This is a genomic window from Rhizobium sp. WYCCWR 11146 (assembly GCF_013591995.1).
Classification (GTDB): domain Bacteria; phylum Pseudomonadota; class Alphaproteobacteria; order Rhizobiales; family Rhizobiaceae; genus Rhizobium; species Rhizobium indicum.
Map to the genome: position 1 here is coordinate 337,492 of NZ_JACCEY010000031.1, position 26,356 is coordinate 363,847.

The window sequence follows — 26,356 nt, forward strand, 5'->3', positions numbered from 1 at the left end:
CCCCGGAGGCCTGGCTGCGTGCATCCTTGCATGGCTCACGGAAAAATTCACCAGAAATTTTTCAGGCGGTAAAGATTTGCAGCGATTGCCAAAAATCAGCTCTTCGGGACTGATTTTTGGACATTCTCTCCCTCAGAATGCGGATTTTCTAGCCAGTCCGGCGGTAAATACCGAGGTCGAAGAGCGGGCGACGCCACAGCGATTTCTCGCCGGATCGCGCCGGCAAAACCACCTTGCTATGCAGTAAAGCGACCGGCTACCGGCGGCTTCTTGTAGCCGATCATCCACAGAAGCAGCGCGATCACCAGGAAAACGGCAAAGGCCGGCTGGAGCATCAGCCACTGGAAGATGAGAGTGTAGAAACGCGGGTGGATATAATAGGAAAGGGAGGATTGCAGCGACGTCAGCGTTGTCGGGCTGACATCCTGCCAGGCATCGGAGATCGGCGTCATCACCACGGAGGACGCCGCAACCGATTGGATCGAATCGATGGTCCCGGCAATAACGGCCGCCGCAAGCGCGACAAGACTCGCCAGACGCAACAGGAAACGCATCAATTCCTCCGACGCTCGATATGCCGGACAATTCCGGCCGGCCGCGCCATTCTCCACCTTAGAGAATTACATAGTCATCGATGAGGTGAAGCACAATGGAGTGGCCGAGGCGAGTTTTATCGCAAGAAGTCAAAAAACTGTTAGATTTCGGTTGATCGGCAAAAATTCATCGGTATATATCGCGCCGTTCCGACGATTTGCTCCTATCCGGGCGCGAACGCCAAAAAAGGACAGGTGGCCGAGTGGTTTAAGGCGCACGCCTGGAACGCGTGTGTACGTGAAAGCGTACCGTGGGTTCGAATCCCACCCTGTCCGCCATATCCCTCGTTTTTCAATATTGATTCAAACCGTATCGAGAGCGGGACGCGGAAGCGTTTTTGGCGGCACGCTTCGATAGAACACGCTGGTCGTCCGCATATTCTCAAACTCGCTGAAGCAGGGCGCGTCCAATCGGCTTCGGGTTCTCGCTGCGCAACACCAGAGATGTCGTCACGGCCCCGAAACGCGCGATCGTGTCCACGATCGTTTCCAGCTCTCCCGGCGACGGAACCAGCACCTTCAAAAGAAAACAGTCCTCTCCGGTGAGGCGGAATACTTCCATGACCTGCGGCATCTCCGCGAACTGTTTTAGACAGGATTTGATATGCTCATGCGTCGTGCGCAAGCGAAGCACAGCCGTCATTCCAATTCCCAAAGCGGTGGGGTCGATGCGGGCGGCGTAACCGACAATGATGCCGCGGTCTTCCAGCCGCTTGACCCGTTCCGATGCTGTCGGCTGAGAGAGCCCGACCCGCCGACCGAGTTCGGAAATTGCAATGCGTCCATTTTCCTGCATCGCTTCGATAATGGCGATATCGGTTGGATCGAGCAGTACCCGATTGTTTTCCTGAAAAGCCATGGGATCACCTTGAAATCATCGGAAAGAGACGCGGTTTTCCGATGATCATTCATTCCGAAGCAAATGAAAATGCATCATTTTCATCTGCGCGGATGATCAGAGGAAAAGACATGAAGGACATCATCATATTGCCGGGGATTGGCGGTTCCGGCGAGGCTCATTGGCAAACACGCTGGGAAAGGTCGAGCCCAGACATGCGGCGTTTCCAACCGGCCAATTGGGAAAAGCCCGATCTGGCGGACTGGATTTCAGCCCTGGAGCGCGCCGTCGGCGCATCGGCAACCCCTCCCCTGCTGGTCGCCCACAGCCTTGCCTGTCTGCTGGTCGCTCATTGGCAGCAGGTTTCTTCGCTTGCCGTTGCCGGAGCGTTTCTAGTCGCGGTCCCGGATCCGCAGTCCGCGTCATTCCCTGAGGAGGCGGCCGGATTCGCCGATCCGCCGTCGCAAAAGATGCGCTTCCCCACTCTGATCATCGCAAGCGCCGATGATCCTTTCGGCACGCTCGACCATGCCCATGCGCGAGCAGATCTGTGGGGCAGCGGCCTTGTCGCTATCGGTCCTTTCGGCCATATCAACGGGCAAAGCGGCCTTGAAGACTGGGGCCAGGGAAAGGCCTTGCTGACGGCGTTTTCCGCCGGATTGGCAAAATCTGATTGGACTTAATCTTGTTTTCGAGTTCACGATCAAATGGCTCAAACGGGCCTTTGCCTGTGCTGGATGCGTCGAGACGGAGCAACGAAATGCTCCGCTCGCAAGCGTGCGTTCGAGGCTCATCGAGCCTGTCTTTTCCGACCGCGCGGCGAGATTTAAAGCGCCCAAAGATTCCTGAATTTTTACCATGCGGCTTCACCGCGTCTTTGCACGTTTGGGTTTACCGTCTGCAAAATTAAAAAACAGAGGTAAAACAGGTGCAAGAACTTTCGGTAAAGTCGAAGATCATCAAATCCGTCTATTTCAGCCAGGACGACGGACGGCTACGGATTTGTTTCAAGAATGGCGAGGAACGTCTATTTGCAGGCGTTCCCTCCTCGGAAGTGCACGCAATGACGGTGGCGCCGTCTCCCGGCCATTATTATCTCGACCGGATCAGAACCCGGTTTCGCAGATTGGCAGCCTGAAAAACCCGAAGGATAGCTTGTGCGAAATCGGAACGAGGCCGGTGGATATTAACCGGCTGTTAGCCCTCGATATCATCTGGGTTGGATCGCCCCTGCCGGAAAGCGCCAACGTGTCGGCGCTGCCGGCCTGTTCAAGGTCGGCCAGCCGGGAGGCTCGGCGGCGGACCCCAGCCAGGAAGTCGAGCCTCCCCGTCACGGGTGCTCGTTGAGCTTAGTGGCGAAACACATGAGCGGCTTTCGGACGCCGCTACGCCCCTGCTGCCTGATTGAGATGACCCCGGGCCGTTACGACCAATCATCCCCTAGGCTAGCGAATAGGGGCTAATCCTGTGAAAAACTCAAATTATCGCATCCGGACTCGACAATGCTTTATTAGAATGATTGCATAAATCGGGATAAAGACGGGGGGTAACGATGTTCGAGAATCTGCTTGAGATGCAGGAGCGTGGCGCACGGGACCGTGCGCGTGGCCGCAGTCTGGCCGACAATCCGATGTCGAAGCCGGATATCCTGCCGATCGCCGACTTCCAGGAGTGGTACTCGATGTTCGACGCCTGGCGCTTCGGTTGGTCGATCGAGGATGCGATGGCGGGGCACATCAATATGCCCCGGGACAGCGGCACATTGGCCCAGACCTACACCAGAACGGTCTGATCGATCCTGTCCTCGGCGCCGAAGAATTTCAGGTAGCGTTCGACCTCGGCCGGGTCGCCGGTCGCCTTCTGCGGGTTGTCGGAGAGCTTCACCGCCGGACGACCGTTGGCGTCGCTGACCTTGCAGACGACGGAGATCGGGTTGAGGCCGGAGATCTCGATCGGCGCGCAGCCGGAAAAATCGTTCGTCAGGTTCGTGCCCCAGCCGAAGCTCATGCGCACGCGGCCTTCGAAATGCCGGTAGGTATCGATGATGGCGTCGACATCGAGACCATCGGAGAAGATCAGCAGCTTCTGGCGCGGATCGCGGCCCATCTTCTTCCACCAGTCGATAATCTTCTCGCCGCCTTCGATTGGCGGGGCACTGTCCGGGCGGAAGCCGGTCCAGTCGGCGACCCATTCCGGTGCGTCGCGCAGGAAGGCGGCGGTGCCGAAGGCATCCGGCAGGACGATCAGCAGGTTGCCGCCATAGAGCTTGTTCCAGTCGCGCAGGATCTTGTAGGGCGCGTTGCGCAGTTGCTCGTCGGTTTCGGCAAGGGCGGCGGCCACCATCGGCAGCTCGTGAGCATTGGTGCCGACGGCCTCGAGATCGGAATCCATCGCCAGCAATACGTTGCTGGTACCGGCAAAGGCCGGGCCGATGCCTTCCTTCAGCGCCTCGACGCACCAGCGCTGCCAGAGGAAACTGTGGCGGCGGCGGGTGCCGAAATCGGAGATACGTAGGCCCGGCAATTCCTTCAGCCGTTCGACCTTCGACCACATCTTCGCCTTGGCCCGGGCATAGAGTACATCGAGGGTGAAGGGACCGAGCGCCTTCATCGCCGAGCGCGACCGCAGCTCGTTGACGATGGCAAGCGCCGGGATCTCCCACATGGTGGTTTCTTTCCACGATCCGTGGAAATCCAGCACATATTGCCCGTCCTTCTTCGACAGCTCGTATTCGGGCAGCTGGAAATTGGAAAGCCAGGCAAGGAATTCCGGCTCGAAGATCTGGGCGCGGCCGTAGAAGCTGTTACCCGCAAGCCAGATCATCTCCTTCTTGGAGAGTCTCAGCGTGCGGGCATGGTCGAGCTGCTCGCGCAATTCGCCTTCGTCGAGCTCATCGGCGAGACGCACCCGTTTGGTGCGGTTAATCAGGGTGAAGGACGCGTTCACGTCAGGATAGAGCTTCCAGATCATCTGCAGCATCAAAAGCTTGTAGAAGTCGGTATCGATCAGACTGCGGATGATCGGATCGAGTTTCCAGGCGTGATTGTAGACGCGTCTTGCGATATCGGTCCTGGCCATCAAACTCCCGCCCCTGTCCACTCCGGTCAGGTGCTGCCAAATTCCCGGGTACTGCCAAGTTCCCAGCCGGCGCACAAATCCGGCTCGTGCGCCTTCTTATCGAAAAATCAGCAGACAAAGTCCAGACAAAACAATAAATGTCCCGCAGCAGTGGCGCGGCGGGACGTGAACATGATTTCGCTCACGTTTACTGGGCTGGCGTTGCGGGCGCCACATTCGGAGCAGCCGGCGTGGTGTTCGGCGTTTCGGTTGGAACGGCAGTGCCGTTCTGTAGCGCCGGCGCGGGGGCCAGAGCAGGCTGCTGCGACTGAAGCTGCTGGCCTGGCTGCTGCGGTGCCACCTCATTTGCCTCGCGATTTCCCCAGATCTCGACCGGTATCCAAACCACGAAGGCAAGCACCAGCGCGACGATCAGCACCGTCAGGATGCGATAACCCGTGCGTCCCTGCCTTGCCTTCACGGGCGGGATCAGCTCTTCCTTGTGAAGCTTGCCATCCGACTTTTCCCAGCGTGTTTCGGTCTGATGGGCCATCATCGTCTCCTTCCGCTGTCTTAACCGGCCGATCCGGCCGCGAAGAATTTCCGCGGAGGAAACGGGTGGCAGTCTGGAAGGTTCCGAAAGCTCAATAGCCGGCGGCGCGGTCGACCACGAATTGCAGCGGCTCGCCGCGCTCGAAACGGCCGATCTGCGTCTCGACATGACGGAACAGCGCGTTTTCTTCGGAGACGGCCGCGTCGTGCGGCGTGAGGAAGACGTTCCGCAATTCCCACAGCGGGTGGTCTGATGCAAGCGGCTCCGCCTCGAAGACATCGAGGGAAGCCCCGCCGAGAGTGCCGTCACGAATGGCGGAGACGATATCGGCCTCGACCTGGCTCTTGCCGCGGCCGGCATTGATGAAGACCGGTTGCCCGAGCGCACCGTCGCGGCGCAGCTTCGCAAACAGCCCGGCGTCATAGAATCCTGATGTTTCAGGCGTCAGCGGCAGCAGGCCGACGAGGATGTCGGTCCTTGCGAGGAAATTATCCAACTCGCTGGCATCGAAGGTTTCGACGCCATCGATCTGCTTGCGGCTGCGTGACCAGCCGATGACGTTGAACCCCATCACTCTCAGCTTGGCGACCGCATCCTGCCCGAGAATGCCAAGACCCATGACGCCGACCGTGACTTCCGCCGCCTCCGGCGCGATCAGCTTGGCCCACTCACGCTGCCGCTGATGGCTGTCATGGGTGTATTGGCCGCGCAGATGCATCAGGCATTGCATGACCACCCATTCGCTCATGCGGGTCGTCAGGCTGCGGTCGACGAAGCGGACGATCGGGATCTCGGGCAGATCGGCCATGCCGATGATGTGGTCGACGCCGGCGCCACCCGAAAAGATCACTTTCAGGTTCGGCGCCCGTTTGAAGAGATCGGCATCCGGTTTCCAGAGAAGCGCGTATTCGACCGCTTGGAGATCGCGTGCCCGATTGCCCGGATCGGCGAGATTGATGCTGCCGCGGTCGGCAAAGGCGGCCTTCAGCACGCGAGCGATGCCTTCGGGATTGAACTTGATGTCGACGAGAATGGGAGGACGGGCGGACATGATCTTCTTTATTGCTGTACGGCGGGCGTCGGCACCGCCTCGATGTTGAAAGCGGCGGCCATCAGCGCCCGGGTATAATCGTTCTTCGGCGCGCGGAAGATTTCCGCCGACGGGCCCTGCTCCACCACCTTGCCGAAACGCATGACGATGACATCGTTGGCGAGCGCCTTCACCACCTTCAGGTCGTGGCTGATGAAGAGATAGGCGAGGTCGTGCTTCTTCTGCAGATCGCGCAGGAGATCGACCACCTGCGCCTGCACGCTCATGTCGAGGGCGGAGGTCGGCTCGTCGAGCATGACGAAGCGCGGCTTGAGCACCATGGCCCGGGCGATGGCGATGCGCTGGCGCTGGCCGCCGGAGAATTCGTGCGGATAACGCCAGCGGGTCAGGGGATCGAGACCCACCTCCTCCAGCGCCCAGCAGACGCGCTGGTCGCGTTCTTCAGCGGTCAGGGAGCGCTCATGCACCTTCAGCCCCTCGGCGACGATATCGCCGACGGACATGCGGGGGCTGAGCGAGCCATAGGGATCCTGGAAGACGACCTGCAGCTGGTTGCGCAACGGCCGCATCTCATTAAACGAATAGCCGGCTATGTCCTTTCCGACGAAGGCGATCCGCCCTTCCGAGGAAATCAGCCGGGTGAGCGCCAGGCCGAGCGTGGTCTTGCCCGAGCCCGACTCGCCGACGACGCCGAGCGTCTGGCCGGCGCGCAGCGAAAGATCGATGCCGTCGACCGCCTTCACATGGTCGACGACACGGCGCATCAGCCCAGCCTTGATCGGGAACCAGACGCGGATATCCGAACCTTCCATCACCATGGGTTTCGACGGATCGGCCAGCGGTGGTTCGCCGCGCGGCTCGGAGGCGAGAAGGTGCCGGGTATAGTCATGCTTCGGATTGGCGAAGACGTCCTCGACGGTTCCGGTTTCGACAATCCTGCCCTTGGTCATGACGCAGACGCGATCGGCGAATTTGCGGACGATGCCGAGATCATGGGTGATGAACAGCAGCGACATGCCGTGGACGGCCTTCAACTGCCGGAGCAATTCGAGGATCTGCGCCTGCACGGTGACATCGAGGGCGGTGGTCGGCTCGTCGGCAATCAGCAGCTCCGGCCGGTTGGCGAGCGCCATGGCTATCATGACGCGCTGTCGCTGGCCGCCTGACAGCTCGTGCGGATAGGCCTTCAACCGCTTTTCCGGTTCGCGGATGCCGACCTGGTTCAGCAATTCCAGGACGCGCTCACGCGCCGGCTGGCCGGTGAGGCCCTGGTGCAGAGCGAGGATCTCGGCGATCTGCTTCTCGATCGTATGAAGCGGATTGAGCGAGGTCATCGGCTCTTGGAAGATCATGGTGATGTCGTTGCCGCGCACTTCCCGCAGTTCCCGCTCCGACGCCTTCAAGAGGTCCTTGCCCTTGAACAGGATTTCGCCGGAGGGGTGACTTGCGGAGGGATAAGGCAAAAGCCGCAGGATCGAATTGGCCGAGACCGATTTGCCGGAGCCGGATTCGCCGACGAGTGCCACGACCTCGCCTTTGGCGATATCGAAAGAAATATGGTCGACGGCGAGCGAGGTTTCGCCGCCCTGATGAAAGGCAACCGAGAGATCGCGGACGGAAAGCAGCGGTTCTGTCATGTCACTCATTGAAACGTCTTCCTCGGATCGAAGGCATCGCGCACGGCTTCGCCGATGAAGATCAGCAGGGAAAGCATGATCGACATGGCAAAGAAGGCCGTCAGCCCGAGCCACGGCGCCTGCAGATTGGTTTTGCCCTGGGCGATCATCTCGCCGAGCGAGGGGGAGCCCGGCGGCATGCCGAAGCCGAGGAAATCGAGCGAGGTCAGCGTCGTGATCGAGCCGGAGAGGATGAAGGGCAGGAAGGTCAGCGTCGCGACCATGGCGTTCGGCAGCAGGTGGCGCCACATGATGGTGCGATTGTTGACGCCGAGCGCGCGGGCGGCGCGGACATATTCGAAATTGCGGGCGCGCAAGAATTCGGCGCGCACAATGCCGACGAAACCGACCCAGGAAAAGAGCAGCATGATGCCGAGCAGGACGAAGAAGCCGGGCGGCAGGAGTGCGGCGATGATCAGCAGAATGTAGAGCACCGGCATCGACGACCAGATCTCGATGAAGCGCTGCAGCAGCAGATCGGTCCAACCGCCGAAATAACCCTGCACCGCACCCGCCGTCACGCCGATGATTGCAGAGCAGATGGTCAGCACCAGGCCGAAGAGCACCGATATGCGAAAGCCGTAGATGACGCGCGCCAGCACGTCGCGCGCCTGATCGTCAGTGCCGAGCCAGTTGAGATTGCCGAGGGTGCAATCCGGATCGTTCACCCCTTGCGGGTAGCCGGCGCAGCGCTCCTCCTTCGTCATCAGCCAGAAGGGGGCGGTGGGGGCCGAATGCGGAATGTTGGAATTGACCGAGCGGTAGGAATAGCGGATCGGCGGCCAGATCATCCAGCCATTGGCATTGATTTCGTCCGTTATGACCGAGGAACGGTAGTCGGTTTCGGCCAGGAAGCCGCCGAACTTCTCCTCGGGATAATCGACGAGGACAGGGAACAGGATCTCGCCCTTGTAGGAAGCGATGATCGGCCGGTCGTTGGCGAGGAACTCGGCAAACAGGCTGAGGATAAACAAGACCATGAACAGCCACAGCGCCCAGTAACCGCGGCCGTTCGCGCGGAAATTCTGCCAGCGGCGAATGTTGGTCGGCGAGAGCAGGCCTTTGCGCGGCGGCTTGACGGGTGTTGCGACAGCGGGATTTGCGGCGGCGTCCATCAGACATCCCTCCGCTCGAAATCGATGCGCGGATCGATCCAGGTGTAGATCAGGTCGGAAACCAGACTGACGACGAGGCCGAGCAGCGAGAAGATGTAGAGCGTGGCGAAGACGATCGGGTAATCCCGGTTGATGACCGAGAGATAGCCGAGGCGACCGAGGCCATCGAGTGAGAAGATGTTCTCGATCAGCAGCGAGCCGGTGAAGAAAGCGGAAATGAAGGCGCCGGGAAAACCGGCAATGATGATCAGCATGGCGTTACGGAAGACATGGCCATAGAGCACCTGCCGCTGGTTCAGGCCCTTGGCGCGGGCGGTGACGACATATTGCTTCTTGATCTCCTCGATGAAGGAATTCTTGGTCAAAAGCGTCGTCGTCGCGAAGGCGGACAGGGAAAGCGAGATCAGCGGCAAGGTCAGGTGCCAGAAATAGTCGAGCGGCTTCTGCCACCAGGCAAGCTCGTCGAAATTGTCGGAGACCAGGCCGCGCAACGGAAACCAGTCGTAGAAGGAACCGCCGGCGAAAAGCACGATCAGGAGAATGCCGAAGAGGAAGCTCGGGACGGCGTAGCCGACGACGATGACGCCCGACGTCCAGACATCGAAGGTCGATCCATCCTTGACTGCCTTGCGGATGCCGAGCGGGATGGAAATGGCATAGGAGAAGATCAGGATCCAGATGCCGAGCGAGATCGACACCGGCAGCTTCTCCTTGATGAGTTCGAGCACGGAGGTGTTGCGGAAGAAGCTCTCGCCGAAATCGAAGCGGATGTAATTCCACATCATCTCGCCAAAACGGGTCAGCGGCGGCTTGTCGAAGCCGAATTGCTTTTCGAGCTTGGCGATCAGTTCCGGATCGAGCCCCTGGGCACCGCGATATTTCGAGCCTTCATCGCTGCCGCCGCCGCTGAGAAGATCGCCACCGCCGGACAGGCGCTGGTCGGCACTGTCGGCCTGACCGGTCAATTGGGCGATCACCTGCTCGACGGGACCGCCGGGCGCGAACTGAATGACGATGAAAGAGATGGCCATGATGCCGACGATGGTCGGGATCATCAGAAGCAGGCGGCGAAGGATATAGGCGCCCATCAGCCTTCAGCCTCCGGGAATGTTTTTCCTGTCTGCCTGCCGTCCAGTCTCATGCCGCTCAATCCGTCAGCCTTCCCTTGCCGGCCCTGCCGGCTTGTCGTGATTCGCTCGTGCCATTTGGAGCCGAGGGCCCCTGCATTGCAAGCCCGCTCATTTTGCCGAGGTCGACCACCAGGCATCGGGGAAGCCAAGGCTGTAGGCCGGAAACTCGGCCGGATGCGTGACCGTGTTCCAATAGGCGATGTTATAAGTGTCGCGGTAGAACAGCGGGATGACGTAGTGATTTGCAAGCAAGACCCGATCCATGGCCTTGATTGCTGCGATCTGCTCGTCGCGGTTCGGCGCGAAGATAATCATGCGAATGAGCTCATCAACGGCTTGGTTGGCAATGCCGGCATAATTGCGGGAACCCTGCTGATTGACCGAACCGGATCCCCAATAGTCGGCTTGTTCGTTGCCCGGATTCATGGTCTCCGCCCAGACATTCCAGATCATATCGTAGTCGAAGCTGCGTTCACGGTTGACAGATTGCGACGCGTCGACTGTCCGGATCCGCGCATCTATGCCGATTTTCCTGAGATTGTTGGCATAAGGCACCGCCCAGCGCTCCAACATGGGGCTCGACAACAGGATCTCGAAACTCATCGGCTGGCCGGTCTTGGTATTGACCATGCGATTGCCCTTGAGCTCCCAGCCGGCTTCTTTGAAAAGCGCAATTGCCTTGCGGAGGTTATCGCGGCTCTTCTGCGGATCGCCGCCGACGGGATTGGTGTAGGGCGTTGTGAAGATTTCTGCCGGCACCTTATCTTTCATGCCCTGCAGAATTTCCAGTTCTCTACCCTGGGGCAGGCCGGAGGAGGCGAGTTCGGTATTCCAGAAATAACTGTCGATGCGTTTGTAACTGTTAAAGGCAACGGTGCGGTTCAGCTCCTCAAAATCCAGACCGTAGTTCAGAGCCTCGCGGACCCTGATGTCCTTGAAGAGGTCGCGTCGCATGTTGGGCACGAGAGCTTGCATGATGCCGGTGGCGCGCAGCGGGTTTGCAACCTCCTCTTTCTTGACACGTCCTTCCTTCACTGCGGGAAAATCATATCCCGTCGCCCAGCGGGCAGCCGTGGTTTCCTGCCAGTAGTCGCTGTTGCCGGCGCGAAAGGCCTCGAACTCGACATCCCGATCACCGAAATAGGTGTAGTTGACGTTGCGGAAATTGTTCTGACCGACATTCACATTGAGGTCCTTGCCCCAATAGTCGTCACGCAATTCATAACGGATCGTTGCGCCGGGCGAGAAGGAAGCGATCTTGTACGGCCCCGAACCCATCACGGGCTCCAGCGTCGTTTTAGAAATGTCGCGCGGCTTGCCATCCGGTCCGGGCGCTTCCCACCAATGCTTCGGCACGACCATCAACTGGCCGAGAATATTCGGCAGTTCGCGGTTGTTCTTCTCATCGAAGGTGAAGGTGACGTCACGCTCGCCGGTCTTTTCCGCTTTGACAACGTGGTGGTAATAGTTCGAGGCGAGGGGATTTAATTCCTTGGTCTTGTCCAGACTGAAGATGACGTCTTCCGGCGTGACCGGCTGACCATCCGCCCATTTCGCTTCCTTGCGCAGGCGGAAGGTCGCGCTCGAGACGTCAGCGGGAAAAGACAATCCCTCGGCAAGCAGACCGTAGGAGACGAGAAGCTCGTCGTCGGCGGGCTTCATCAACGTGTCGTAAACGAGCGTCAGGCCCACTGCCGCCTGGCCTTTGGCGAGCAGCGGGTTGAAGGTGTCGAAGGCGCCGCTTGCGGAGAGGCGCAGATCTCCGCCTTTCGGTGCATCGGGATTGACGTAGTCGAAATGCGCAAAGCCCGGCTTGTACTTCATCTCGCTGATGACCGAGCTTCCGATCTGAAAGGGCTGGTCCTGACCCGTTGCCGGCATTGGCGCCAGAGCACCCGCAAGCGATAGAAACAATCCGATCTTCGACCACAGAGCCGCCATTCACGCTTTCCCCTGATATTGATGGGTTCGACAATACGAAAAATACGGGCGAAAAACAGGAGAGAGTTTGGTTTTTGCCGGGCGCGCGAAATTTTGAGCATCGGCGGCGCAACGCCGCGACGAGGGATCGTAGGCTGCGGCAACGACGATGCGGCGATCCGTCACCGCCGCTTCCCATCGCCAGCCAAAACATCGATTCACCAAAATCGCTTTTCACGATAGATTCGATCGCAAATCACTTCGGCAGCGGTTCAAGGGAACAGTATGGCTTTCGGCTTCTCTCAGGCTTTCAGGACATTCGGCAAACTGACGCTTGCCGGCGCAATCGGCGCAAGCCTTGCCGCCGGTGACGTCGGCGCCCAGCAGAAGACGCCGAGCCCGGGCAGCGCCAAGGGGCAGTTCGGCGCCGTCGGTCTGCCGACGCAGGGACCAGCGCAGCCGATCGGCTTTTACGCAAAGGGCTGCATGACGGGTGCGGTGGCGTTGCCGACCGACGGGCCGACCTGGCAGGCGATGCGGCTTTCGCGCAATCGCCGCTGGGGCAATCCGGCGATGATCGCGCTGCTCGAACGTCTTTCGCAGGACGGGGCCAAATATGCCGGCTGGCCGGGAATTCTGGTCGGCGACATTGCGCAGCCGCGTGGTGGGCCGATGCTGAACGGCCATGCCTCACACCAGATCGGTCTTGATGCCGACATCTGGTTTACGCCGATGCCCACGCGCCGCATGACGGCCGAGGAGCGCCAGGATATGCCCTTCACCACCATGCTGCAGAAGGGTAAGTTCCTGACCGTCGACCCCAAGGTGTGGACGCAATCGCACGCGCGGTTGCTGATGCTGGCGGCAAGCTATCCCGAGGTGGAGCGTATCTTCGTCAATCCGGCGATCAAGAAGAAGATGTGCGATACCTGGACCGGCGACCGCACCAATCTTGGCAAGCTCCGGCCGGAATACGGCCATGACTCGCATTTCCACATCCGCATCAAGTGCCCGCCCGGTGCCAAGGGATGCACGCCGCAGGCCCCAGTCGTTGCCGGTGACGGCTGCGACAAGTCGCTCGCCTGGTGGTTCACGCCGGCGCCCTGGGCACCGCCGAAACCGCCGAAGCCCGGCGCCAAGCCGCCGAAGCCGCCGCGCGAGATGATGGTCTCCGACCTGCCCAAGGCCTGCGCCGCCGTGCTCGATGCTGCTTCCGTCGCCTCGATGCAGGCCGCCACCTATGGCGGATCTTCCGCCGCAAGCGCACTCACCGCCGCTCCAGCCGCAGCGCCTGCCGCCGCCGACGACGGCGCTTTGCCCGATGTCGGTCCGGTTCCGAACGACAAGCCGGCGATACAATGATCGAGGTCCTGGGACCGAACCCTGAGACCAAACCCGAGGACGTGACCCGGTATAACGCTGTCTTTCAAATCGCAAATTCTTGGTATAAAGCGGTCAAATCGATTGAATTTCTCGGGCGGAGGGGTTGATGGCCGGCGGCAAATGCCTTGCATTGATTGCGCATGACCAGAAGAAAGACGACATGGCGGATTTCGCCCGCACCAACCGGGACGTTCTCTCTCATTGGAAGATCGTCGCCACCGGCACCACCGGCGGGCGCGTGCTCGACGCTGCCCCCGACCTCCACGTTACGAGGCTGAAAAGCGGACCGCTCGGCGGCGACCAGCAGATCGGCGCGCTGATTTCGACCGGCGAGGTCGACGCCCTGATCTTCTTCGTCGACCCCTTGACGCCGATGCCGCACGATGTCGACGTGAAGGCGCTGATGCGACTGGCGATCGTCTACGATATTCCGATGGCGCTCAACCACGCGACCGCTATAAAACTTCTTCCCACACTCGAAGCCTGATCAGCACGGAACCGGCCATGCCAAAACCGAACAACAGCACCGCTCCGCAGCCTTTCCCGATCCTGATCGGCGATATCGGCGGCACGAATGCCCGCTTCTCCATCCTGACCGATGCCTATGCCGAGCCGAAGCAGTTTCCGAACGTGCGCACGGCGGATTTCGCAACGATCGACGAGGCGATCCAGCAAGGCGTGCTCGACAAGACCACCGTGCAGCCGCGCTCGGCGATCCTCGCCGTCGCCGGCCCGATCAACGACGACGAGATCCCGCTGACCAATTGCGACTGGGTGGTGCGACCGAAGACGATGATCGAGGGCCTCGGCATGGAGGATGTGCTCGTCGTCAACGATTTCGAGGCGCAGGCGCTGGCAATCGCCGCGCTTTCGGATGAAAATCGCGAACGGATCGGCGACGCTACCGGCGACATGATCGCGTCGCGCGTCGTGCTCGGACCAGGCACCGGCCTCGGCGTCGGCGGGCTCGTGCATGCCCAGCACAGCTGGATCCCGGTTCCCGGCGAAGGCGGCCATGTCGATCTGGGGCCGCGCAGCAAGCGCGATTATGACATCTTCCCGCATATCGAGACGATCGAAGGCCGCGTTTCGGCCGAGCAGATCCTCTGCGGGCGCGGCCTCGTCAACCTCTATCACGCCATCTGCGTGGTCGACGGCATCGAGCCGACGATGAAGGATCCCGCCGACATCACCTCGCACGCGCTTGCCGGCAGCGACAAGGCGGCCGTAGAGACCGTCTCGCTGTTTGCCACCTATCTCGGCCGCGTGGCGGGCGACATGGCGATGGTGTTCATGGCGCGCGGCGGCGTCTATCTCTCCGGCGGCATCTCGCAGAAGATCATCCCGGCGCTGAAGAAGCCGGAATTCCGCATCGCCTTCGAGGACAAGGCGCCGCATACGGCGCTGCTTCGCACCATCCCGACCTATGTGGTGACACATCCGCTGGCAGCGCTTGCCGGGCTTTCCTCCTATGCGCGCATGCCGGCGAATTTCGGTGTCTCGACGGAAGGCCGCCGCTGGCGGCGCTAGGCCCGCACGCAAAGCAAATAGAGCGTCCTTGGCGCGTCCTATCCGGGCGCGCGGCGCTCTAGCCAAACCGGTCCCAACTCTTTATAGACCCCGGCAAATGTGCGCGTCGCCTTCGCGGGGCGCTTGGTCCGAGACAGGAAACCTCATTTTTGGAAGCGGCGGAAAGCAGAACGCAGAGCGTCAGCAGCGATACCGTAACCGGCATCCTGAAGCGCATCATCGCTGAAAACGGCCGGGACCATCTCTGGGGCTATGTCTTTGCGATTGCCTGCCTCATCGTGGTGGCGCTTTCGACGGCGTTCACCGCCTGGATCATGCGGGCGATCATCGACGAGGCCTTCGCCAACCGGCGCGCCGACGTCGTCTGGATCATCTGTCTTTCTATCTTCATCGCCTTCGTGCTGCGCGGCTTTGCGAGCTATGGCCAGGCGGTGGCGCTGTCCAGGGTCGGCAACGATATCGTCGCGCGCTACCAGCGCCGACTCTATGCGCATCTGATGACGCTTTCGGTCGGCTTCTTCAGCGAGGCGCGCTCGGCCCATATCGCCGCGCAGGTGAGCCAGAATGTCAGCGGCATCCGCGACGTGCTCAACCTGACGATCACCTCGACGGTGCGCGACCTGCTGACCTTCGTTTCGCTGCTCGCCGTGATGATCATCCAGGATCCGCTGCTCAGCCTTGCAGTGTTCATCATGGCGCCGCCGCTGCTTTATGCACTGCGCTATGTTTCCAAGCGGCTGCGCTCGGCGACCCGCGAGGCCGTGCATCTGAACAGCCATGTTCTCGGCGCCATGCAGGAGACGATCCAGGGCATCGCCATCGTGAAAGCCTTCACGATGGAAGAAGAGCTGGAGCGCAAGGTCAACAAACTCATCAAGGGCGCCGAAAGCCGGGCGAACCGGATTGCCCGGCTGTCCGAACGCACCTCTCCTCTGACGGAAAGTTTCGCGGGCTTTGCCGTCGCCAGCGTACTTGCCTATGCCGCCTACCGCTCGATCTACTTCAATGTGCCGCCGGGCGCCTTCTTCTCCTTCGTCACGGCGCTGCTGCTTGCCTATGACCCGGCCCGCCGGCTCGCCCGCCTGCAGGTGCAGATGGAGCGCGCCGTCGTCAATGCGCGGATGATCTACGAGTTGCTCGACATGGAGCCGCGCCAGCGCGACCTGCCGGATGCCCGGCCGCTGACGGTGACGCAGGCGAGGATCGAATTCCGCAATGTGTCCTTCGCCTACGGCAATGAGAGCGTGCTCAGTGGCGTCAGTTTCATCGCCGAGGGCGGCGCGACCACAGCGCTGGTCGGCCCCTCCGGCGCCGGCAAGTCCACCGTCATCAGCCTCATTCCGCGCTTCTACGATCCGCGCGAGGGCGAGATCCTGATCGACGGGCAGGACATCGCCCACATCACCAAGAAGTCACTGCGCCAGCAGCTCGCCTATGTCTCGCAGCAGCCCTATCTGTTCGAGGGCACGATCCGCGACAATATCCGCTATGGCCGGCCGGAAGCGACCGATGCCGAGGTGGAAGAGGCAGCACGCCTTGCCTATGCGCATGACTTCATCTCGGCACAGCCGCAGGGTTACGAGACACCGGTCGGCGAAAACGGTGTGACGCTTTCGGGCGGCCAGCGCCAGCGGCTGTCGATCGCACGCGCCCTGGTGCGCAATGCGCCGATCCTGCTTCTCGATGAGGCGACCTCGGCTCTCGACACCGAATCCGAAGCAGCCGTCCAGAAGGCGCTCGACGAAGCGATGAGCGGACGTACCGTCGTCGTCATCGCCCATCGGCTTTCGACCGTGGTGCGCGCCGACAAGATCGTCGTCATGCAGCAGGGCCGCGTCGTCGAGGAAGGCAATCACGAGACGCTTGCGAAGGTCAGCGACGGTCTTTACGCTCGCCTCAACAACCTGCAGAGGCCTTCGGCCTCCGATTCAAACTGACCTGGTGAGACTGACATGAGCGATGCTGCGATGAAACTGGTGGTGGTTGGCGCAGCAGGACGCATGGGGCAGACGCTGATCCGGCTCATCCATTCGATCGAGGGCGTGAACCTGCATGCCGCGGTCGAGCGCGCCGGCTCGCCCTTCGTCGGCAAGGATGCCGGCGAAATCGCCGGTCTCGGCCCGATCGGTGTCGTCATCGGCGACGATCCGCTCAACGCCTTTCTCGATGCCGAAGGCGTGCTCGACTTCACCTCGCCTGCTGCAACAGTGGAATTCTCAGGCCTCGCCGCGCAGGCCCGCATCGTCCATGTCGTCGGCACGACGGGCTGTTTACCCGACGACAATACCAAGATCGCTGCGGCGGCCCGCCATGCCCGCATTGTCAAGTCAGGCAATATGAGCCTCGGGGTCAATCTGCTCAGCGTGCTTGCAGAGCAGGCGGCGCGTGCGCTCGATCCTGATGACTGGGATATCGAGATCCTGGAAATGCACCATAAGCACAAGGTGGATGCGCCTTCCGGCACCGCCCTTCTCTTCGGCGAGGCCGCGGCAAAGGGGCGCGGCATCGATCTTGCCTCGCAATCGGTCCGGGTGCGCGACGGCCATACCGGCGCCCGCGAAGCGGGCACGATCGGCTTCGCGACGCTGCGCGGCGGCTCGGTCATCGGCGAACATTCCGTGCTTTTTGCCGGAGAAGGCGAAATCGTCACCTTGTCGCACAGTGCCGCCGACCGCTCGATCTTCGCGCGCGGCGCCATCAAGGCGGCCCTTTGGGCGCGCGACAAGAAGCCGGGTCTCTATTCCATGCTCGACGTGCTCGGGCTTTCTTCCTCATAACGATACTACGGAGGCATATTCATGAGCGGTACCCTCGTCCTCGTTCGCCACGGCCAGAGTGACTGGAACCTGAAGAATCTCTTCACCGGCTGGAAGGATCCCGATCTGACCGAGCTCGGCGTCCAGGAGGCTAATGCCGGCGGGGCGGCGCTCGCCGAATACGGAATCAAATTCGACGTCGCCTACACCTCGGTGCTGGTGCGTGCACAGCACACGCTGAAGCTCATCCTCGACAAGGTCGGCCAGCCCGATCTCCAGACGATCCGCGACCAGGCGCTGAACGAGCGCGACTACGGCGACCTCTCCGGCCTCAACAAGGACGACGCGCGCGCCAAATGGGGCGAGGAACAGGTGCATATCTGGCGCCGCTCCTATGACGTGCCGCCTCCCGGCGGTGAAAGCCTGCGCGACACCGGTGCCCGCGTCTGGCCCTACTACCTCACCGAGATCCTGCCGCGTGTGCTCAGGGGCGAGAAGGTGCTGGTTGCCGCACACGGCAATTCGCTGCGCTCGCTGGTGATGGTGCTCGACAAGCTGAGCAAAGAAGGCGTGCTCGCCCTCAACCTCGCGACCGGCGTGCCGATGGTCTACACGCTGAAGGCGGATTCCACCGTCGCTTCCAAGGAAGTACTCGGCGACATGTCGGGCGCACATTGATCTCACTGAACTTTCCCCGCTTCGGCGGGGAAAGGCGCTCAGTTCTCGATAGTGAACTGGACCCGGTCGGCCGCGAAGCGGCTGATCGAATATTGCACCGGCACACCCTCAAGATCGGTATTCATCGCCTTGGCGATCAGAAGGATGGCACCGGGAGTGAGTTCGAGGTCGGCCATATCGGCTGCACTCGCATGGGCGGCCGTTACCTCGGTCGTCGCCCGGACATAATCCGGCAGGCCGAGTTCGGCGAAAGCCTTCGTGATCGATTCCGCGGTCCGGTAAGCCTCACCGATACCGGCAAAGCGCTTGGCGGGAAACCAGCTCGTCGCCCTTGAAACCGGGCGCTTGTCTGCCTGGCGCAATGTTTCCAGGCGAATCACCTGTTCTCCCGGCTTCAGGCCCAGCCAGCGGGCGATCTCGGCACTCGCCTCCTCCTTCGCCTCATTGAGCAGCAAGCCGCGCATTTCACGCGCTTGATCGCCAATGCCGGCGGTGAAGCGCGTGCGCCTGGTGATCGGGAAATTCAGCCGCTCCTTGCGCTCGATCAGCGTGCCGCGACCTTGTACCGCACGGACGATCCCCTCCTGCGCCAATGCCGCCAGCGCACTGCGCACCGTATGCCGGTTGACGCCGAATTGCTGCGCCAGCACGGTTTCCGGCGGCACCATTCCCGTTTCGTCATAGGTTCCGCTGCTGATCGCCTCGCGAATCCGATCGGCGATCTGGCGCCAGAGCGCCACGCCGGTTTGCCTTTGCACCTGCTTCAATCCTGCCATTCCACCCCCTGCCCTGCCATTCCACCCCGACGATGTCACACGCTTGTCACGACATCGATTTAGAGCTAATTATAGCTTGTATGGTTGTCTATATCAATAGACATTTAAAGGGAAGCGGCGATGATATCAGCGGACAGCAAAGACGCTGCGTCACAGACGGCATCCGGGCGCAAACGCGCCGCCGATCTGCTGGCGCGTGCGGAGCGCAGCGAACTCTCAGCGGCCTTCGATGCGCTGCCGGAAAAGCCTGTGGCCCATCAGGTGCGCGGACCGGAAACCGGGCTGGTGATGGTGCGCGGACGCATCGGCGGCGGCGGCGCTCCCTTCAATCTCGGCGAAGTGACCGTGACGCGGGCGACGGTCCGGCTCGACACCGGCTCGATTGGTCATGCACAGGCGCTCGGCACCGACCGCGAAAAGGCCAGGCTTGCGGCGATCTTCGACGCACTCTGGCAGGAGGATGCGACGAAGGACTTCGTCGAACAGGCCCTGCTTTTACCGATCACTGAGCGGATCGCCGATGCCCAGCGCCGCAAGGCGGACGAGACGGCGGCAACCCGCGTCGATTTCTTCACCATGGTGCGGGGAGACAACTGATGGGCCTCAAGACAGAAGCTCTGACCGGCGGCTTTGCCGAGCCGGTCTTCCATTCCCAAAGCGTGTTCAAGATGCTGATGGACGGTATGGCCCGCCCCGGCACGATCCAGACGGTTCAGCCCGACGTCGCTCCGCCGGCACCGCTCGGCATCGCCGCCGGCACGATCGCGCTGACGCTTTGCGACCACGACACACCCGTCTGGCTTTCCCAGGGACTGGCGAGATCCGCCGTGCCGGAGTGGTTCGGCTTCCATACCGGCGCGCCGTTGACCACCGAAAAGGCCGAAGCGCGCTTTGCCTTCACCGAAGCCGGCACCGCACTTTCCTCCTTCGGCCTCTTTGCATCAGGTACGCAGGAATATCCCGACCGCTCGACGACCCTCATCATCGAACTCGCCGAACTCGAAGGCGGCCGCAGGCTGGCGCTGATGGGTCCCGGCATCCAGAGCGTGGCGGAGATCGCGCCTATCGGCCTGCCGGAGACCTTCCTGCGGCTCTGGACCGAGAACCGCGCGCTCTTTCCGCGCGGCGTCGACATCGTGCTGACGGCGGGCAAGCGTTTCCTCTGCCTGCCGCGCACCACCAAGATCACAGCAACGGAGATCTGAGCTCATGTATGTTGCCGTCAAGGGTGGCGAGGCCGCCATTGCCAATGCCCACCGCCTGCTGGCCGACCGCCGCCGCGGCGACCGTTCGCTGCCGGCGATCGGTATCGAACAGATCGTGGCGCAGCTGGCGCTCGCCGTCGACCGCGTCATGGCCGAGGCCTCGCTTTTCGACCGCACGCTCGCAGCCCTCGCCATCCGCCAATCGCGGGGCGACATGATCGAGGCGATCTTCCTGCTGCGCGCCTACCGCACGACGCTGCCGCGTTTCGGCTATTCGAAGCCGCTCGACACGGCTGATATGACGATCGAACGCCGCATCTCGGCGACCTACAAGGATCTGCCGGGCGGCCAGCTTCTTGGGCCCACCTTCGACTATACCCACCGCCTGCTCGATCCCTCGCTGCTTTCGGACGAGGCGGTCGAGACGCCCGCTCAGCGCGCCGCCGAGACCGGCCGCGTCATGCGCGTCTCCGAGATCCTCGGTGAAGAGGGCCTGATCGAGGCCGACGGCGACATGCCGGAAGATCACGAGATTGGCGACCTGACCCGCGAGCCGATGGAATTCCCGATGACCCGGGATCTCCGCCTGCAGGCGCTTGCCCGCGGCGACGAGGGCTTCCTGCTGGCGCTCGGTTATTCCACCCAGCGCGGCTATGGCCGCAACCACCCCTTCACCGGTGAAATCCGCATCGGCGAGGTCGAGGTGGAATTCGACGTGCCGGAACTTGGTTTCGCCGTCTCGCTCGGCACGATCCAGATCACCGAGTGCCAGATGGTCAACCAGTTCAAGGGTTCGGCCAAGGCGCCGCCGCAATTCACGCGCGGTTACGGCCTGGTCTTCGGCCAGAGTGAGCGCAAGGCGATGGCGATGTCGCTGGTCGACCGGGCGCTTCGCGCCGAAGAGCTCGGCGAGGATATTACCGCGCCGGCACAGGACGAGGAATTCGTCATCTCGCACTCCGACAACGTCCAGGCGACGGGCTTCGTCGAGCACCTGAAGCTTCCGCATTATGTGGACTTCCAGGCGGAACTCGACCTCGTTCGCCGCATGCGCCGTGAATTCGAAGCCGCCCGCAATGGTGGCGAAGACATGAAGGAAGCCGCCGAATGAGCGATCTGGCCAGCTACAACTTCGCCTATCTCGACGAACAGACCAAGCGGATGATCCGCCGCGCCATCCTGAAGGCGATCGCCATTCCCGGCTACCAGGTGCCCTTCGCCTCGCGCGAAATGCCGATGCCCTACGGCTGGGGCACCGGCGGCGTGCAGGTGACGGCCTCGATCATCGGACCGGACGACGTGCTGAAGGTCATCGACCAGGGCGCCGACGACACGACCAACGCCGTTTCCATCCGCGCCTTCTTCCAGAAGGTCGCCAATGTCGCGGTGACGACGCATACCAAGGATGCGACGATCATCCAGACGCGCCACCGCATTCCCGAGGAAAAGCTCGGACCCGGCCAGGTGCTCGTCTACCAGGTGCCGATCCCCGAGCCGCTGCGCTTCCTCGAGCCGCGTGAGACCGAGACCCGCAAGATGCACGCGCTCGAAGAATACGGCCTCATGCATGTAAAGCTCTATGAGGACATCGCCCATAACGGCCGCATCTCGCGGACTTACGCCTATCCGGTGAAGGTCCATGGCCGCTATGTCATGGACCCGTCGCCGACGCCGAAATTCGACAATCCGAAGATGCACATGTCGGACGCGCTGCAGCTCTTCGGCGCCGGGCGCGAGAAGCGCATTTATGCGGTTCCACCCTATACCGACGTCGTCAGCCTGGATTTCGAGGATTACCCCTTCGATATTCAGCGCTTCGATAAACCCTGCGCCCTTTGCGGCGCCGAGGAAGTCTATCTCGACGAAGTGGTTCTCGACGACAAGGGCGGGCGCATGTTCGTCTGCTCCGACACAGATCATTGCGAAGACCGCCGCGCGCACGGCCATGCCGGCGAGATGCTGGCCCGGGAGGCTGCAGAATGAGCGATACTCCGCTTCTCAAAGTCCACGACGTTTCGAAATTCTACGGCAACCGCATCGGCTGCCGCGACGTCTCCTTCGAACTCTGGCCCGGCGAAGTGCTCGCCATCGTCGGTGAATCCGGCTCCGGCAAGACGACGCTGCTCAACTGCCTTTCCACCCGGCTGCTGCCGAGCACCGGCAGCGTCGAATATCATATGCGCGACGGCAGCTACCGCGACCTCTATCGGATGAACGAGGCCGAGCGGCGTTTCCTGATGCGCACCGACTGGGGCTTCGTGCATCAGAACCCTGCCGACGGCCTGCGCATGACCGTCTCTGCCGGCGCCAATGTCGGCGAACGGCTGATGGCGATCGGCGACCGGCACTATGGCAAGATCCGCGCCTCGGCGATCGACTGGCTCGAACGCGTCGAGATCGACGCCGACCGCATCGACGACCAGCCGCGCGCCTTTTCCGGCGGCATGCGCCAGCGACTGCAGATCGCCCGCAACCTCGTCACCGGCCCGCGCCTCGTCTTCATGGACGAGCCGACCGGCGGCCTCGACGTCTCGGTGCAGGCGCGCCTGCTCGATCTCGTGCGCGGTCTCGTCAACGATCTCGGTCTTTCGGCCATCATCGTCACCCACGATCTCGCCGTCGCCCGCCTGCTCTCGCATCGGATGATGGTGATGAAGGACGGCTACGTCATCGAACACGGGCTCACCGACCGCGTGCTCGACGACCCGCGCGAACCCTATACGCAGCTGCTCGTCTCCTCGATCCTGCAGGTCTGAGTCGGAAACCAAGGAAGAAAAAATCATGGCAACGCCCCTCGTCGTTTCCGAAGTCTCGAAGAGCTTCACCATGCATCTGCGCGACGGCATCAAGCTGCCCGTCGTCTCCGATGTCGCCTTCTCGGTCGCATCGGGCGAATGCGTCGTGCTCGGTGGCCCATCGGGCATCGGCAAGAGTTCGCTGCTCAAGATGATTTACGGCAATTATGCCGTCGACACCGGCCAGATCCTCATTCGCCACGACGGACGCATCGTCGATCTCGCCTCCACCGATCCGCGCACAGTGCTCAACGTCCGCCGCAATACACTCGGTTATGTCAGCCAGTTCCTGCGCACCGTGCCGCGCGTCGCGGCGATCGACGTGGTTGCCGAACCGCTGGTGGCACGCGGCGAGGACGCCGTCACGGCACGGGAAAAGGCGGGCGCCCTGCTTGCCAGGCTCAATCTGCCGGAAACGCTCTGGCAGCTTCCGCCCGCCACCTTCTCTGGCGGCGAGCAGCAACGCGTCAATATCGCGCGCGGCTTCATCACCGAGCACACGATCCTGCTTCTCGACGAGCCCACGGCCTCGCTCGATGCCAGGAACCGTGCCGTCGTCGTCGGCATGATCGCGGAAATGAAGAAGGCGGGTGTGGCCCTTCTCGGCATCTTCCACGACGAGGAAGTGCGCGAAGCCGTCGCCGACCGCATCCTCGACGTCCAGCAGTTCTCACCCAGAAAGATCGCTGCATGAACCGCAAGCTGGGTATCGAGCCCTACTTTCATGAAACGGCATCCGTCAGCGAATCCACCTTCGGGCGCTATACGGAGGTCTCGGAACGCTGCCGCATCAGCGAGGCCAGCTTCGGGGACTATTCCTACATCATGCAGGATGGCTCCGTCTGGTGTGCGACGATCGGCAAGTTCGTCAATATCGCCGCCGCCGTGCGCATCAACGCCACCAACCATCCGACCTGGCGCGCGACACTGCATCATTTCACCTATCGCGCCGCCGACTACTGGCCGGATGGCGACTTGGAAACGGACTTCTTCGCCTGGCGGCGCGCAAACCGCGTGACGATCGGCAACGACGTCTGGATCGGCCACGGGGCGACCATTCTGCCGGGCGTCAACATTGGCAACGGCGCGGTGATCGGAGCCGGTGCCGTCGTCTCGAAGGACGTCGCGCCCTATACGATCGTTGGCGGCGTACCGGCCAAACTCATTCGCGAGCGCTTTCCAAGAGAGGTCGGCGAACGGATGGACAGGCTTTCGTGGTGGGACTGGGAGCATGACCGGCTGCGCCAGGCGCTCGAGGATTTTCGCAACCTGGACGCGGAAGATTTCCTGTCCCGCTACGGCGGTTAAAACCCCCGATATAGGGGCGAAGAATTGTGACAGGACTTACACAAATATGACATGCGAGGTTCATCAAGCGAGACTAATGCGATGCTGATCAAGGCCTGGATCGCAAGGGAAGAGCATGATGTTCGAGCTGAAGAATGTCACACGTCGTTTCGGAAAAAAGCTCGCTGTCGATTCCGTCACGCTTGCCATTCCCCAGGGCCAGATGGTCGGCATCATCGGCCGCTCCGGCGCCGGCAAGTCGACGCTGCTGCGCATGATCAACCGTCTTCAGGAGCCGAGCTCCGGCTCCGTTCATTTCGCCGGCGTCGAGGTCTCCGGGCTTCGCGGCCAGGCATTGCGCAACTGGCAGCGCGACTGCGCGATGATCTTCCAGCAGTTCAACCTGGTTCCGCGGCTCGACGTTCTCACCAATGTCATGCTCGGCCGCCTCAACCACCGCTCGACGCTTCTGAGCCTGCTCAACATCTTCACCCGCGAGGAACGCGTACATGCCATCGCAGCACTCGAACGTCTCGGCATCGAGCAGACGGCGCTGCAGGCAGCCGGCACGCTTTCCGGTGGCCAGCAGCAGCGCGTGGCGATCGCCCGGGCGCTGATGCAGAACCCGAAAATGGTTCTCGCCGACGAGCCGATCGCCTCGCTCGATCCGCTGAACGCCAAGATCGTCATGGATGCGCTGCGCGATATCAACGAGCGCGAGGGCATCACCGTCATCACCAACCTTCACACGCTCGACACCGCCCGCAACTATTGTGAGCGCATCGTCGGCATGGCCGGCGGCCGCGTCGTCTTCGACGGCCAGCCCTCGGAGCTGACCGCCGAAGCGGTGAAGGAAATCTACGGGACCGACAAGGACGGCGCCGGCATCGACGAAACGCTCACCTCGACCAGCCTCGAATCCAAGCGCCGCGCCGAGGATGTCTCATCCGGCAGGGTGGCCAAAGCAGCCGCCGTGCACTGACCCGTTTCCGGCCGACGGGACAACGGTCGGAAAAATAACTGACAAACAAACCATGTCACAAAAGGAGACTTCCATGTCTGCATTCCGCAAGATCCTGATGGCAACCATCGCCGTCGCCGCCCTCGCCGGCAATGCTGCTGCCCAGGACGTCAAGGTCCTCCGCATCGGTCTCGATGGCGGTGAAAACGAAGCCGACCAGGTTCGCCGCACCGAGTGCGTCAAGCCGGGCCTGATCGCTGCCACCGGCGTTTCCGAAGTTCAGCTCTTCCCATCGCCGAATTACAACGGCGTCATCCAGGGCCTCCTTGGCGGCACGATCGACCTCGCCGTCATGGGCGCCGCCTCTTACGCCGCGATCTATATCAAGGATCCAAACGCCGTCACCCCGGTTCTGACCACCAAGCAGGCCGACGGTTCGACCGGCTACTACTCGATCATGGTTGCCCGCAAGGATTCCGGCATCAAGACGCTCGCCGACGCCAAGGGCAAGAAGCTCGGCTTCGCCGATCCGGACTCTACCTCCGGCTACCTTGTTCCTAACGTTGCCCTTCCGAAGGACACCGGCGCTCCAGTCAAGCAGTACTTCTCTGAAACCGGCTTCGGCGGCGGCCACGAGAACCTCGTTCTCGGCGTTCTCGACAAAAAGTTCGACGTCGGTACCACCTTCGGTTCCGGTCAGGGCGACTGGGCGCAGGGCTACTCCTCCGGCAACCTGCACCAGATGGTCACCAAGGGCTTGCTCGACATGGACGATATCGTCGAAGTCTGGAAGTCGCCGCTCATCCCGAACGGTCCGCTGATGGTTTCCCAGAAGCTGCCGGCCGACCTCCAGAAGAAGGTTACCACCTACTTCGCCGAACTGCCGAAGACAGACAAGAGCTGCTTCGAATCGTTCACGGGCGGCGGCTACGTTGACTGGGCGCCGGTCGACCAGAGCTTCTACCAGACGATCATCGACGCCCGTAAGGCCGTTATCGGCGGCTGATCCTCAGTCTGAACAGTCTTGCGGCGGCATCATGATGATGCCGCCG

29 protein-coding genes and 1 tRNA gene are annotated in these 26,356 nt (G+C 61.8%); 19 read left to right on the plus strand and 11 right to left on the minus strand.

Annotated features, from left to right (window positions below; translation table 11 throughout):
- Positions 1-236: 236 nt before the first annotated feature.
- Positions 237-554, minus strand: a complete 318-nt coding sequence (locus tag HX899_RS26030; RefSeq protein ID WP_003544459.1) for a hypothetical protein — start codon at positions 552-554, stop codon at positions 237-239.
- A 228-nt stretch (positions 555-782) separates the two neighbouring features.
- Between HX899_RS26030 and HX899_RS26035 the strand changes: the two genes are divergently transcribed.
- A tRNA-Ser gene (locus tag HX899_RS26035) sits at positions 783-872 on the plus strand.
- Positions 873-975: 103 nt separating this feature from the next.
- Here HX899_RS26035 and HX899_RS26040 read toward each other — a convergent pair.
- The gene (locus HX899_RS26040; protein ID WP_181293740.1) at positions 976-1,452 is read right to left on the minus strand and encodes an Lrp/AsnC family transcriptional regulator; all 477 of its coding nucleotides are present in this window, start codon (positions 1,450-1,452) and stop codon (positions 976-978) included.
- Between the two features lie 41 nt (positions 1,453-1,493).
- Between HX899_RS26040 and HX899_RS26045 the strand changes: the two genes are divergently transcribed.
- From HX899_RS26045 to HX899_RS26055, 3 genes are all read left to right on the plus strand, one after another.
- Positions 1,494-2,114, plus strand: a complete 621-nt coding sequence (locus tag HX899_RS26045) for an alpha/beta hydrolase (protein WP_181293741.1) — start codon at positions 1,494-1,496, stop codon at positions 2,112-2,114.
- Positions 2,115-2,359: 245 nt separating this feature from the next.
- Positions 2,360-2,569 carry a KTSC domain-containing protein gene (locus tag HX899_RS26050; RefSeq protein WP_138332131.1) on the plus strand — a complete coding sequence of 70 codons (210 nt, stop codon included), beginning with the start codon at positions 2,360-2,362 and terminating at the stop codon, positions 2,567-2,569.
- A gap of 414 nt (positions 2,570-2,983) precedes the next feature.
- Entirely contained in the window at positions 2,984-3,223 is a 240-nt protein-coding gene (locus HX899_RS26055; protein ID WP_003544454.1) for a CrpP-related protein, read from the plus strand.
- On the opposite strand, the gene pncB is transcribed toward HX899_RS26055, so the two are convergent.
- The 8 genes from pncB to HX899_RS26095 form a co-directional block, all read right to left on the minus strand.
- A complete protein-coding gene (gene pncB / locus HX899_RS26060) occupies positions 3,205-4,509 on the minus strand; it encodes a nicotinate phosphoribosyltransferase (RefSeq protein WP_012759708.1) in 1,305 nt (434 codons plus the stop codon). The genes HX899_RS26055 and pncB overlap by 19 nt on opposite strands.
- A 187-nt stretch (positions 4,510-4,696) precedes the next feature.
- Positions 4,697-5,044, minus strand: coding sequence for a hypothetical protein (locus HX899_RS26065; RefSeq protein ID WP_171599913.1), 348 nt, complete (start codon positions 5,042-5,044; stop codon positions 4,697-4,699).
- Between the two features lie 88 nt (positions 5,045-5,132).
- The gene (locus HX899_RS26070) at positions 5,133-6,092 is read right to left on the minus strand and encodes a glyoxylate/hydroxypyruvate reductase A (protein WP_181293742.1); all 960 of its coding nucleotides are present in this window, start codon (positions 6,090-6,092) and stop codon (positions 5,133-5,135) included.
- 8 nt (positions 6,093-6,100) lie between these two features.
- On the minus strand, positions 6,101-7,738 hold the full coding sequence (locus tag HX899_RS26075) for an ABC transporter ATP-binding protein (protein WP_181293743.1): 1,638 nt from the start codon (positions 7,736-7,738) through the stop codon (positions 6,101-6,103).
- Positions 7,735-8,883, minus strand: coding sequence for an ABC transporter permease (locus HX899_RS26080; protein WP_171599916.1), 1,149 nt, complete (start codon positions 8,881-8,883; stop codon positions 7,735-7,737). The genes HX899_RS26075 and HX899_RS26080 overlap by 4 nt, the downstream gene beginning before the upstream one ends.
- Positions 8,883-9,971, minus strand: a complete 1,089-nt coding sequence (locus HX899_RS26085; protein ID WP_138388484.1) for a microcin C ABC transporter permease YejB — start codon at positions 9,969-9,971, stop codon at positions 8,883-8,885. The genes HX899_RS26080 and HX899_RS26085 overlap by 1 nt, the downstream gene beginning before the upstream one ends.
- A 150-nt stretch (positions 9,972-10,121) precedes the next feature.
- Entirely contained in the window at positions 10,122-11,954 is a 1,833-nt protein-coding gene (locus HX899_RS26090) for an extracellular solute-binding protein (RefSeq protein ID WP_180194412.1), read from the minus strand.
- Positions 11,955-12,119 (minus strand): hypothetical protein, encoded by a 165-nt coding sequence (locus HX899_RS26095; RefSeq protein ID WP_180194411.1) that lies wholly within the window; start codon positions 12,117-12,119, stop codon positions 11,955-11,957.
- A 99-nt stretch (positions 12,120-12,218) separates the two neighbouring features.
- Between HX899_RS26095 and mepA the strand changes: the two genes are divergently transcribed.
- The 6 genes from mepA to HX899_RS26125 all read left to right on the plus strand — a co-directional run bounded on the left by mepA (position 12,219) and on the right by HX899_RS26125 (position 18,280).
- Complete coding sequence (mepA, locus tag HX899_RS26100; RefSeq protein ID WP_180194410.1) at positions 12,219-13,295, plus strand: penicillin-insensitive murein endopeptidase; 1,077 nt, start codon at positions 12,219-12,221, stop codon at positions 13,293-13,295.
- Positions 13,296-13,422: 127 nt separating this feature from the next.
- Positions 13,423-13,803 (plus strand): methylglyoxal synthase, encoded by a 381-nt coding sequence (locus HX899_RS26105; protein ID WP_138388487.1) that lies wholly within the window; start codon positions 13,423-13,425, stop codon positions 13,801-13,803.
- Positions 13,804-13,820: 17 nt separating this feature from the next.
- The gene (locus HX899_RS26110; protein WP_181293744.1) at positions 13,821-14,846 is read left to right on the plus strand and encodes a glucokinase; all 1,026 of its coding nucleotides are present in this window, start codon (positions 13,821-13,823) and stop codon (positions 14,844-14,846) included.
- Between the two features lie 149 nt (positions 14,847-14,995).
- On the plus strand, positions 14,996-16,783 hold the full coding sequence (locus tag HX899_RS26115) for an ABC transporter ATP-binding protein (protein WP_064653492.1): 1,788 nt from the start codon (positions 14,996-14,998) through the stop codon (positions 16,781-16,783).
- Positions 16,784-16,798: 15 nt separating this feature from the next.
- Complete coding sequence (dapB, locus tag HX899_RS26120) at positions 16,799-17,623, plus strand: 4-hydroxy-tetrahydrodipicolinate reductase (protein ID WP_181293745.1); 825 nt, start codon at positions 16,799-16,801, stop codon at positions 17,621-17,623.
- 21 nt (positions 17,624-17,644) lie between these two features.
- Positions 17,645-18,280, plus strand: a complete 636-nt coding sequence (locus tag HX899_RS26125; protein WP_012759696.1) for a 2,3-bisphosphoglycerate-dependent phosphoglycerate mutase — start codon at positions 17,645-17,647, stop codon at positions 18,278-18,280.
- 38 nt (positions 18,281-18,318) lie between these two features.
- On the opposite strand, the gene phnF is transcribed toward HX899_RS26125, so the two are convergent.
- Positions 18,319-19,056: a phosphonate metabolism transcriptional regulator PhnF gene (gene phnF / locus HX899_RS26130; RefSeq protein ID WP_180194407.1), complete on the minus strand. Its 738-nt coding sequence runs from the start codon at positions 19,054-19,056 to the stop codon at positions 18,319-18,321.
- 120 nt (positions 19,057-19,176) lie between these two features.
- Here phnF and phnG point away from each other — a divergent pair, with 120 nt between their 5' ends.
- From phnG to phnD, 9 genes are all read left to right on the plus strand, one after another.
- Positions 19,177-19,653, plus strand: coding sequence for a phosphonate C-P lyase system protein PhnG (phnG, locus tag HX899_RS26135; protein ID WP_181293746.1), 477 nt, complete (start codon positions 19,177-19,179; stop codon positions 19,651-19,653).
- Positions 19,653-20,261 carry a phosphonate C-P lyase system protein PhnH gene (gene phnH, locus HX899_RS26140; protein WP_181293747.1) on the plus strand — a complete coding sequence of 203 codons (609 nt, stop codon included), beginning with the start codon at positions 19,653-19,655 and terminating at the stop codon, positions 20,259-20,261. Before phnG ends, phnH begins: the two co-directional genes overlap by 1 nt.
- A gap of 4 nt (positions 20,262-20,265) precedes the next feature.
- Positions 20,266-21,372 carry a carbon-phosphorus lyase complex subunit PhnI gene (locus HX899_RS26145; protein WP_181293748.1) on the plus strand — a complete coding sequence of 369 codons (1,107 nt, stop codon included), beginning with the start codon at positions 20,266-20,268 and terminating at the stop codon, positions 21,370-21,372.
- Positions 21,369-22,244, plus strand: a complete 876-nt coding sequence (locus tag HX899_RS26150) for an alpha-D-ribose 1-methylphosphonate 5-phosphate C-P-lyase PhnJ (RefSeq protein WP_181293749.1) — start codon at positions 21,369-21,371, stop codon at positions 22,242-22,244. The genes HX899_RS26145 and HX899_RS26150 overlap by 4 nt, the downstream gene beginning before the upstream one ends.
- Positions 22,241-23,017 (plus strand): phosphonate C-P lyase system protein PhnK, encoded by a 777-nt coding sequence (gene phnK / locus HX899_RS26155; RefSeq protein ID WP_003544413.1) that lies wholly within the window; start codon positions 22,241-22,243, stop codon positions 23,015-23,017. Before HX899_RS26150 ends, phnK begins: the two co-directional genes overlap by 4 nt.
- 25 nt (positions 23,018-23,042) lie before the next feature.
- Complete coding sequence (gene phnL / locus HX899_RS26160; RefSeq protein ID WP_181293750.1) at positions 23,043-23,750, plus strand: phosphonate C-P lyase system protein PhnL; 708 nt, start codon at positions 23,043-23,045, stop codon at positions 23,748-23,750.
- Complete coding sequence (locus HX899_RS26165; RefSeq protein ID WP_181293751.1) at positions 23,747-24,364, plus strand: DapH/DapD/GlmU-related protein; 618 nt, start codon at positions 23,747-23,749, stop codon at positions 24,362-24,364. Before phnL ends, HX899_RS26165 begins: the two co-directional genes overlap by 4 nt.
- Positions 24,365-24,482: 118 nt before the next feature.
- Entirely contained in the window at positions 24,483-25,325 is an 843-nt protein-coding gene (gene phnC / locus HX899_RS26170) for a phosphonate ABC transporter ATP-binding protein (RefSeq protein WP_138388496.1), read from the plus strand.
- Positions 25,326-25,398: 73 nt separating this feature from the next.
- A complete protein-coding gene (gene phnD / locus HX899_RS26175; protein WP_138332115.1) occupies positions 25,399-26,310 on the plus strand; it encodes a phosphonate ABC transporter substrate-binding protein in 912 nt (303 codons plus the stop codon).
- Positions 26,311-26,356 lie beyond the last annotated feature (46 nt).

Excerpts from the sequence above, each read along its gene's own strand:
- HX899_RS26030 (WP_003544459.1), bottom strand. The coding sequence starts at position 554 with ATGCGTTTCCTGTTGCGTCTGGCGAGTCTTGTCGCGCTTGCGGCGGCC.
- HX899_RS26040 (WP_181293740.1), bottom strand. The coding sequence starts at position 1,452 with ATGGCTTTTCAGGAAAACAATCGGGTACTGCTCGATCCAACCGATATC.
- HX899_RS26045 (WP_181293741.1), top strand. The coding sequence starts at position 1,494 with ATGATCATTCATTCCGAAGCAAATGAAAATGCATCATTTTCATCTGCG.
- HX899_RS26055 (WP_003544454.1), top strand. The coding sequence starts at position 2,984 with ATGTTCGAGAATCTGCTTGAGATGCAGGAGCGTGGCGCACGGGACCGT.
- pncB (WP_012759708.1), bottom strand. The coding sequence starts at position 4,509 with ATGGCCAGGACCGATATCGCAAGACGCGTCTACAATCACGCCTGGAAA.
- HX899_RS26065 (WP_171599913.1), bottom strand. The coding sequence starts at position 5,044 with ATGATGGCCCATCAGACCGAAACACGCTGGGAAAAGTCGGATGGCAAG.
- HX899_RS26070 (WP_181293742.1), bottom strand. The coding sequence starts at position 6,092 with ATGTCCGCCCGTCCTCCCATTCTCGTCGACATCAAGTTCAATCCCGAA.
- HX899_RS26075 (WP_181293743.1), bottom strand. The coding sequence starts at position 7,738 with ATGAGTGACATGACAGAACCGCTGCTTTCCGTCCGCGATCTCTCGGTT.
- HX899_RS26080 (WP_171599916.1), bottom strand. The coding sequence starts at position 8,883 with ATGGACGCCGCCGCAAATCCCGCTGTCGCAACACCCGTCAAGCCGCCG.
- HX899_RS26085 (WP_138388484.1), bottom strand. The coding sequence starts at position 9,971 with ATGGGCGCCTATATCCTTCGCCGCCTGCTTCTGATGATCCCGACCATC.
- HX899_RS26090 (WP_180194412.1), bottom strand. The coding sequence starts at position 11,954 with ATGGCGGCTCTGTGGTCGAAGATCGGATTGTTTCTATCGCTTGCGGGT.
- mepA (WP_180194410.1), top strand. The coding sequence starts at position 12,219 with ATGGCTTTCGGCTTCTCTCAGGCTTTCAGGACATTCGGCAAACTGACG.
- HX899_RS26105 (WP_138388487.1), top strand. The coding sequence starts at position 13,423 with ATGGCCGGCGGCAAATGCCTTGCATTGATTGCGCATGACCAGAAGAAA.
- HX899_RS26110 (WP_181293744.1), top strand. The coding sequence starts at position 13,821 with ATGCCAAAACCGAACAACAGCACCGCTCCGCAGCCTTTCCCGATCCTG.
- dapB (WP_181293745.1), top strand. The coding sequence starts at position 16,799 with ATGAGCGATGCTGCGATGAAACTGGTGGTGGTTGGCGCAGCAGGACGC.
- HX899_RS26125 (WP_012759696.1), top strand. The coding sequence starts at position 17,645 with ATGAGCGGTACCCTCGTCCTCGTTCGCCACGGCCAGAGTGACTGGAAC.
- phnF (WP_180194407.1), bottom strand. The coding sequence starts at position 19,056 with ATGGCAGGATTGAAGCAGGTGCAAAGGCAAACCGGCGTGGCGCTCTGG.
- phnG (WP_181293746.1), top strand. The coding sequence starts at position 19,177 with ATGATATCAGCGGACAGCAAAGACGCTGCGTCACAGACGGCATCCGGG.
- phnH (WP_181293747.1), top strand. The coding sequence starts at position 19,653 with ATGGGCCTCAAGACAGAAGCTCTGACCGGCGGCTTTGCCGAGCCGGTC.
- HX899_RS26145 (WP_181293748.1), top strand. The coding sequence starts at position 20,266 with ATGTATGTTGCCGTCAAGGGTGGCGAGGCCGCCATTGCCAATGCCCAC.
- HX899_RS26150 (WP_181293749.1), top strand. The coding sequence starts at position 21,369 with ATGAGCGATCTGGCCAGCTACAACTTCGCCTATCTCGACGAACAGACC.
- phnK (WP_003544413.1), top strand. The coding sequence starts at position 22,241 with ATGAGCGATACTCCGCTTCTCAAAGTCCACGACGTTTCGAAATTCTAC.
- phnL (WP_181293750.1), top strand. The coding sequence starts at position 23,043 with ATGGCAACGCCCCTCGTCGTTTCCGAAGTCTCGAAGAGCTTCACCATG.
- HX899_RS26165 (WP_181293751.1), top strand. The coding sequence starts at position 23,747 with ATGAACCGCAAGCTGGGTATCGAGCCCTACTTTCATGAAACGGCATCC.
- phnC (WP_138388496.1), top strand. The coding sequence starts at position 24,483 with ATGTTCGAGCTGAAGAATGTCACACGTCGTTTCGGAAAAAAGCTCGCT.
- phnD (WP_138332115.1), top strand. The coding sequence starts at position 25,399 with ATGTCTGCATTCCGCAAGATCCTGATGGCAACCATCGCCGTCGCCGCC.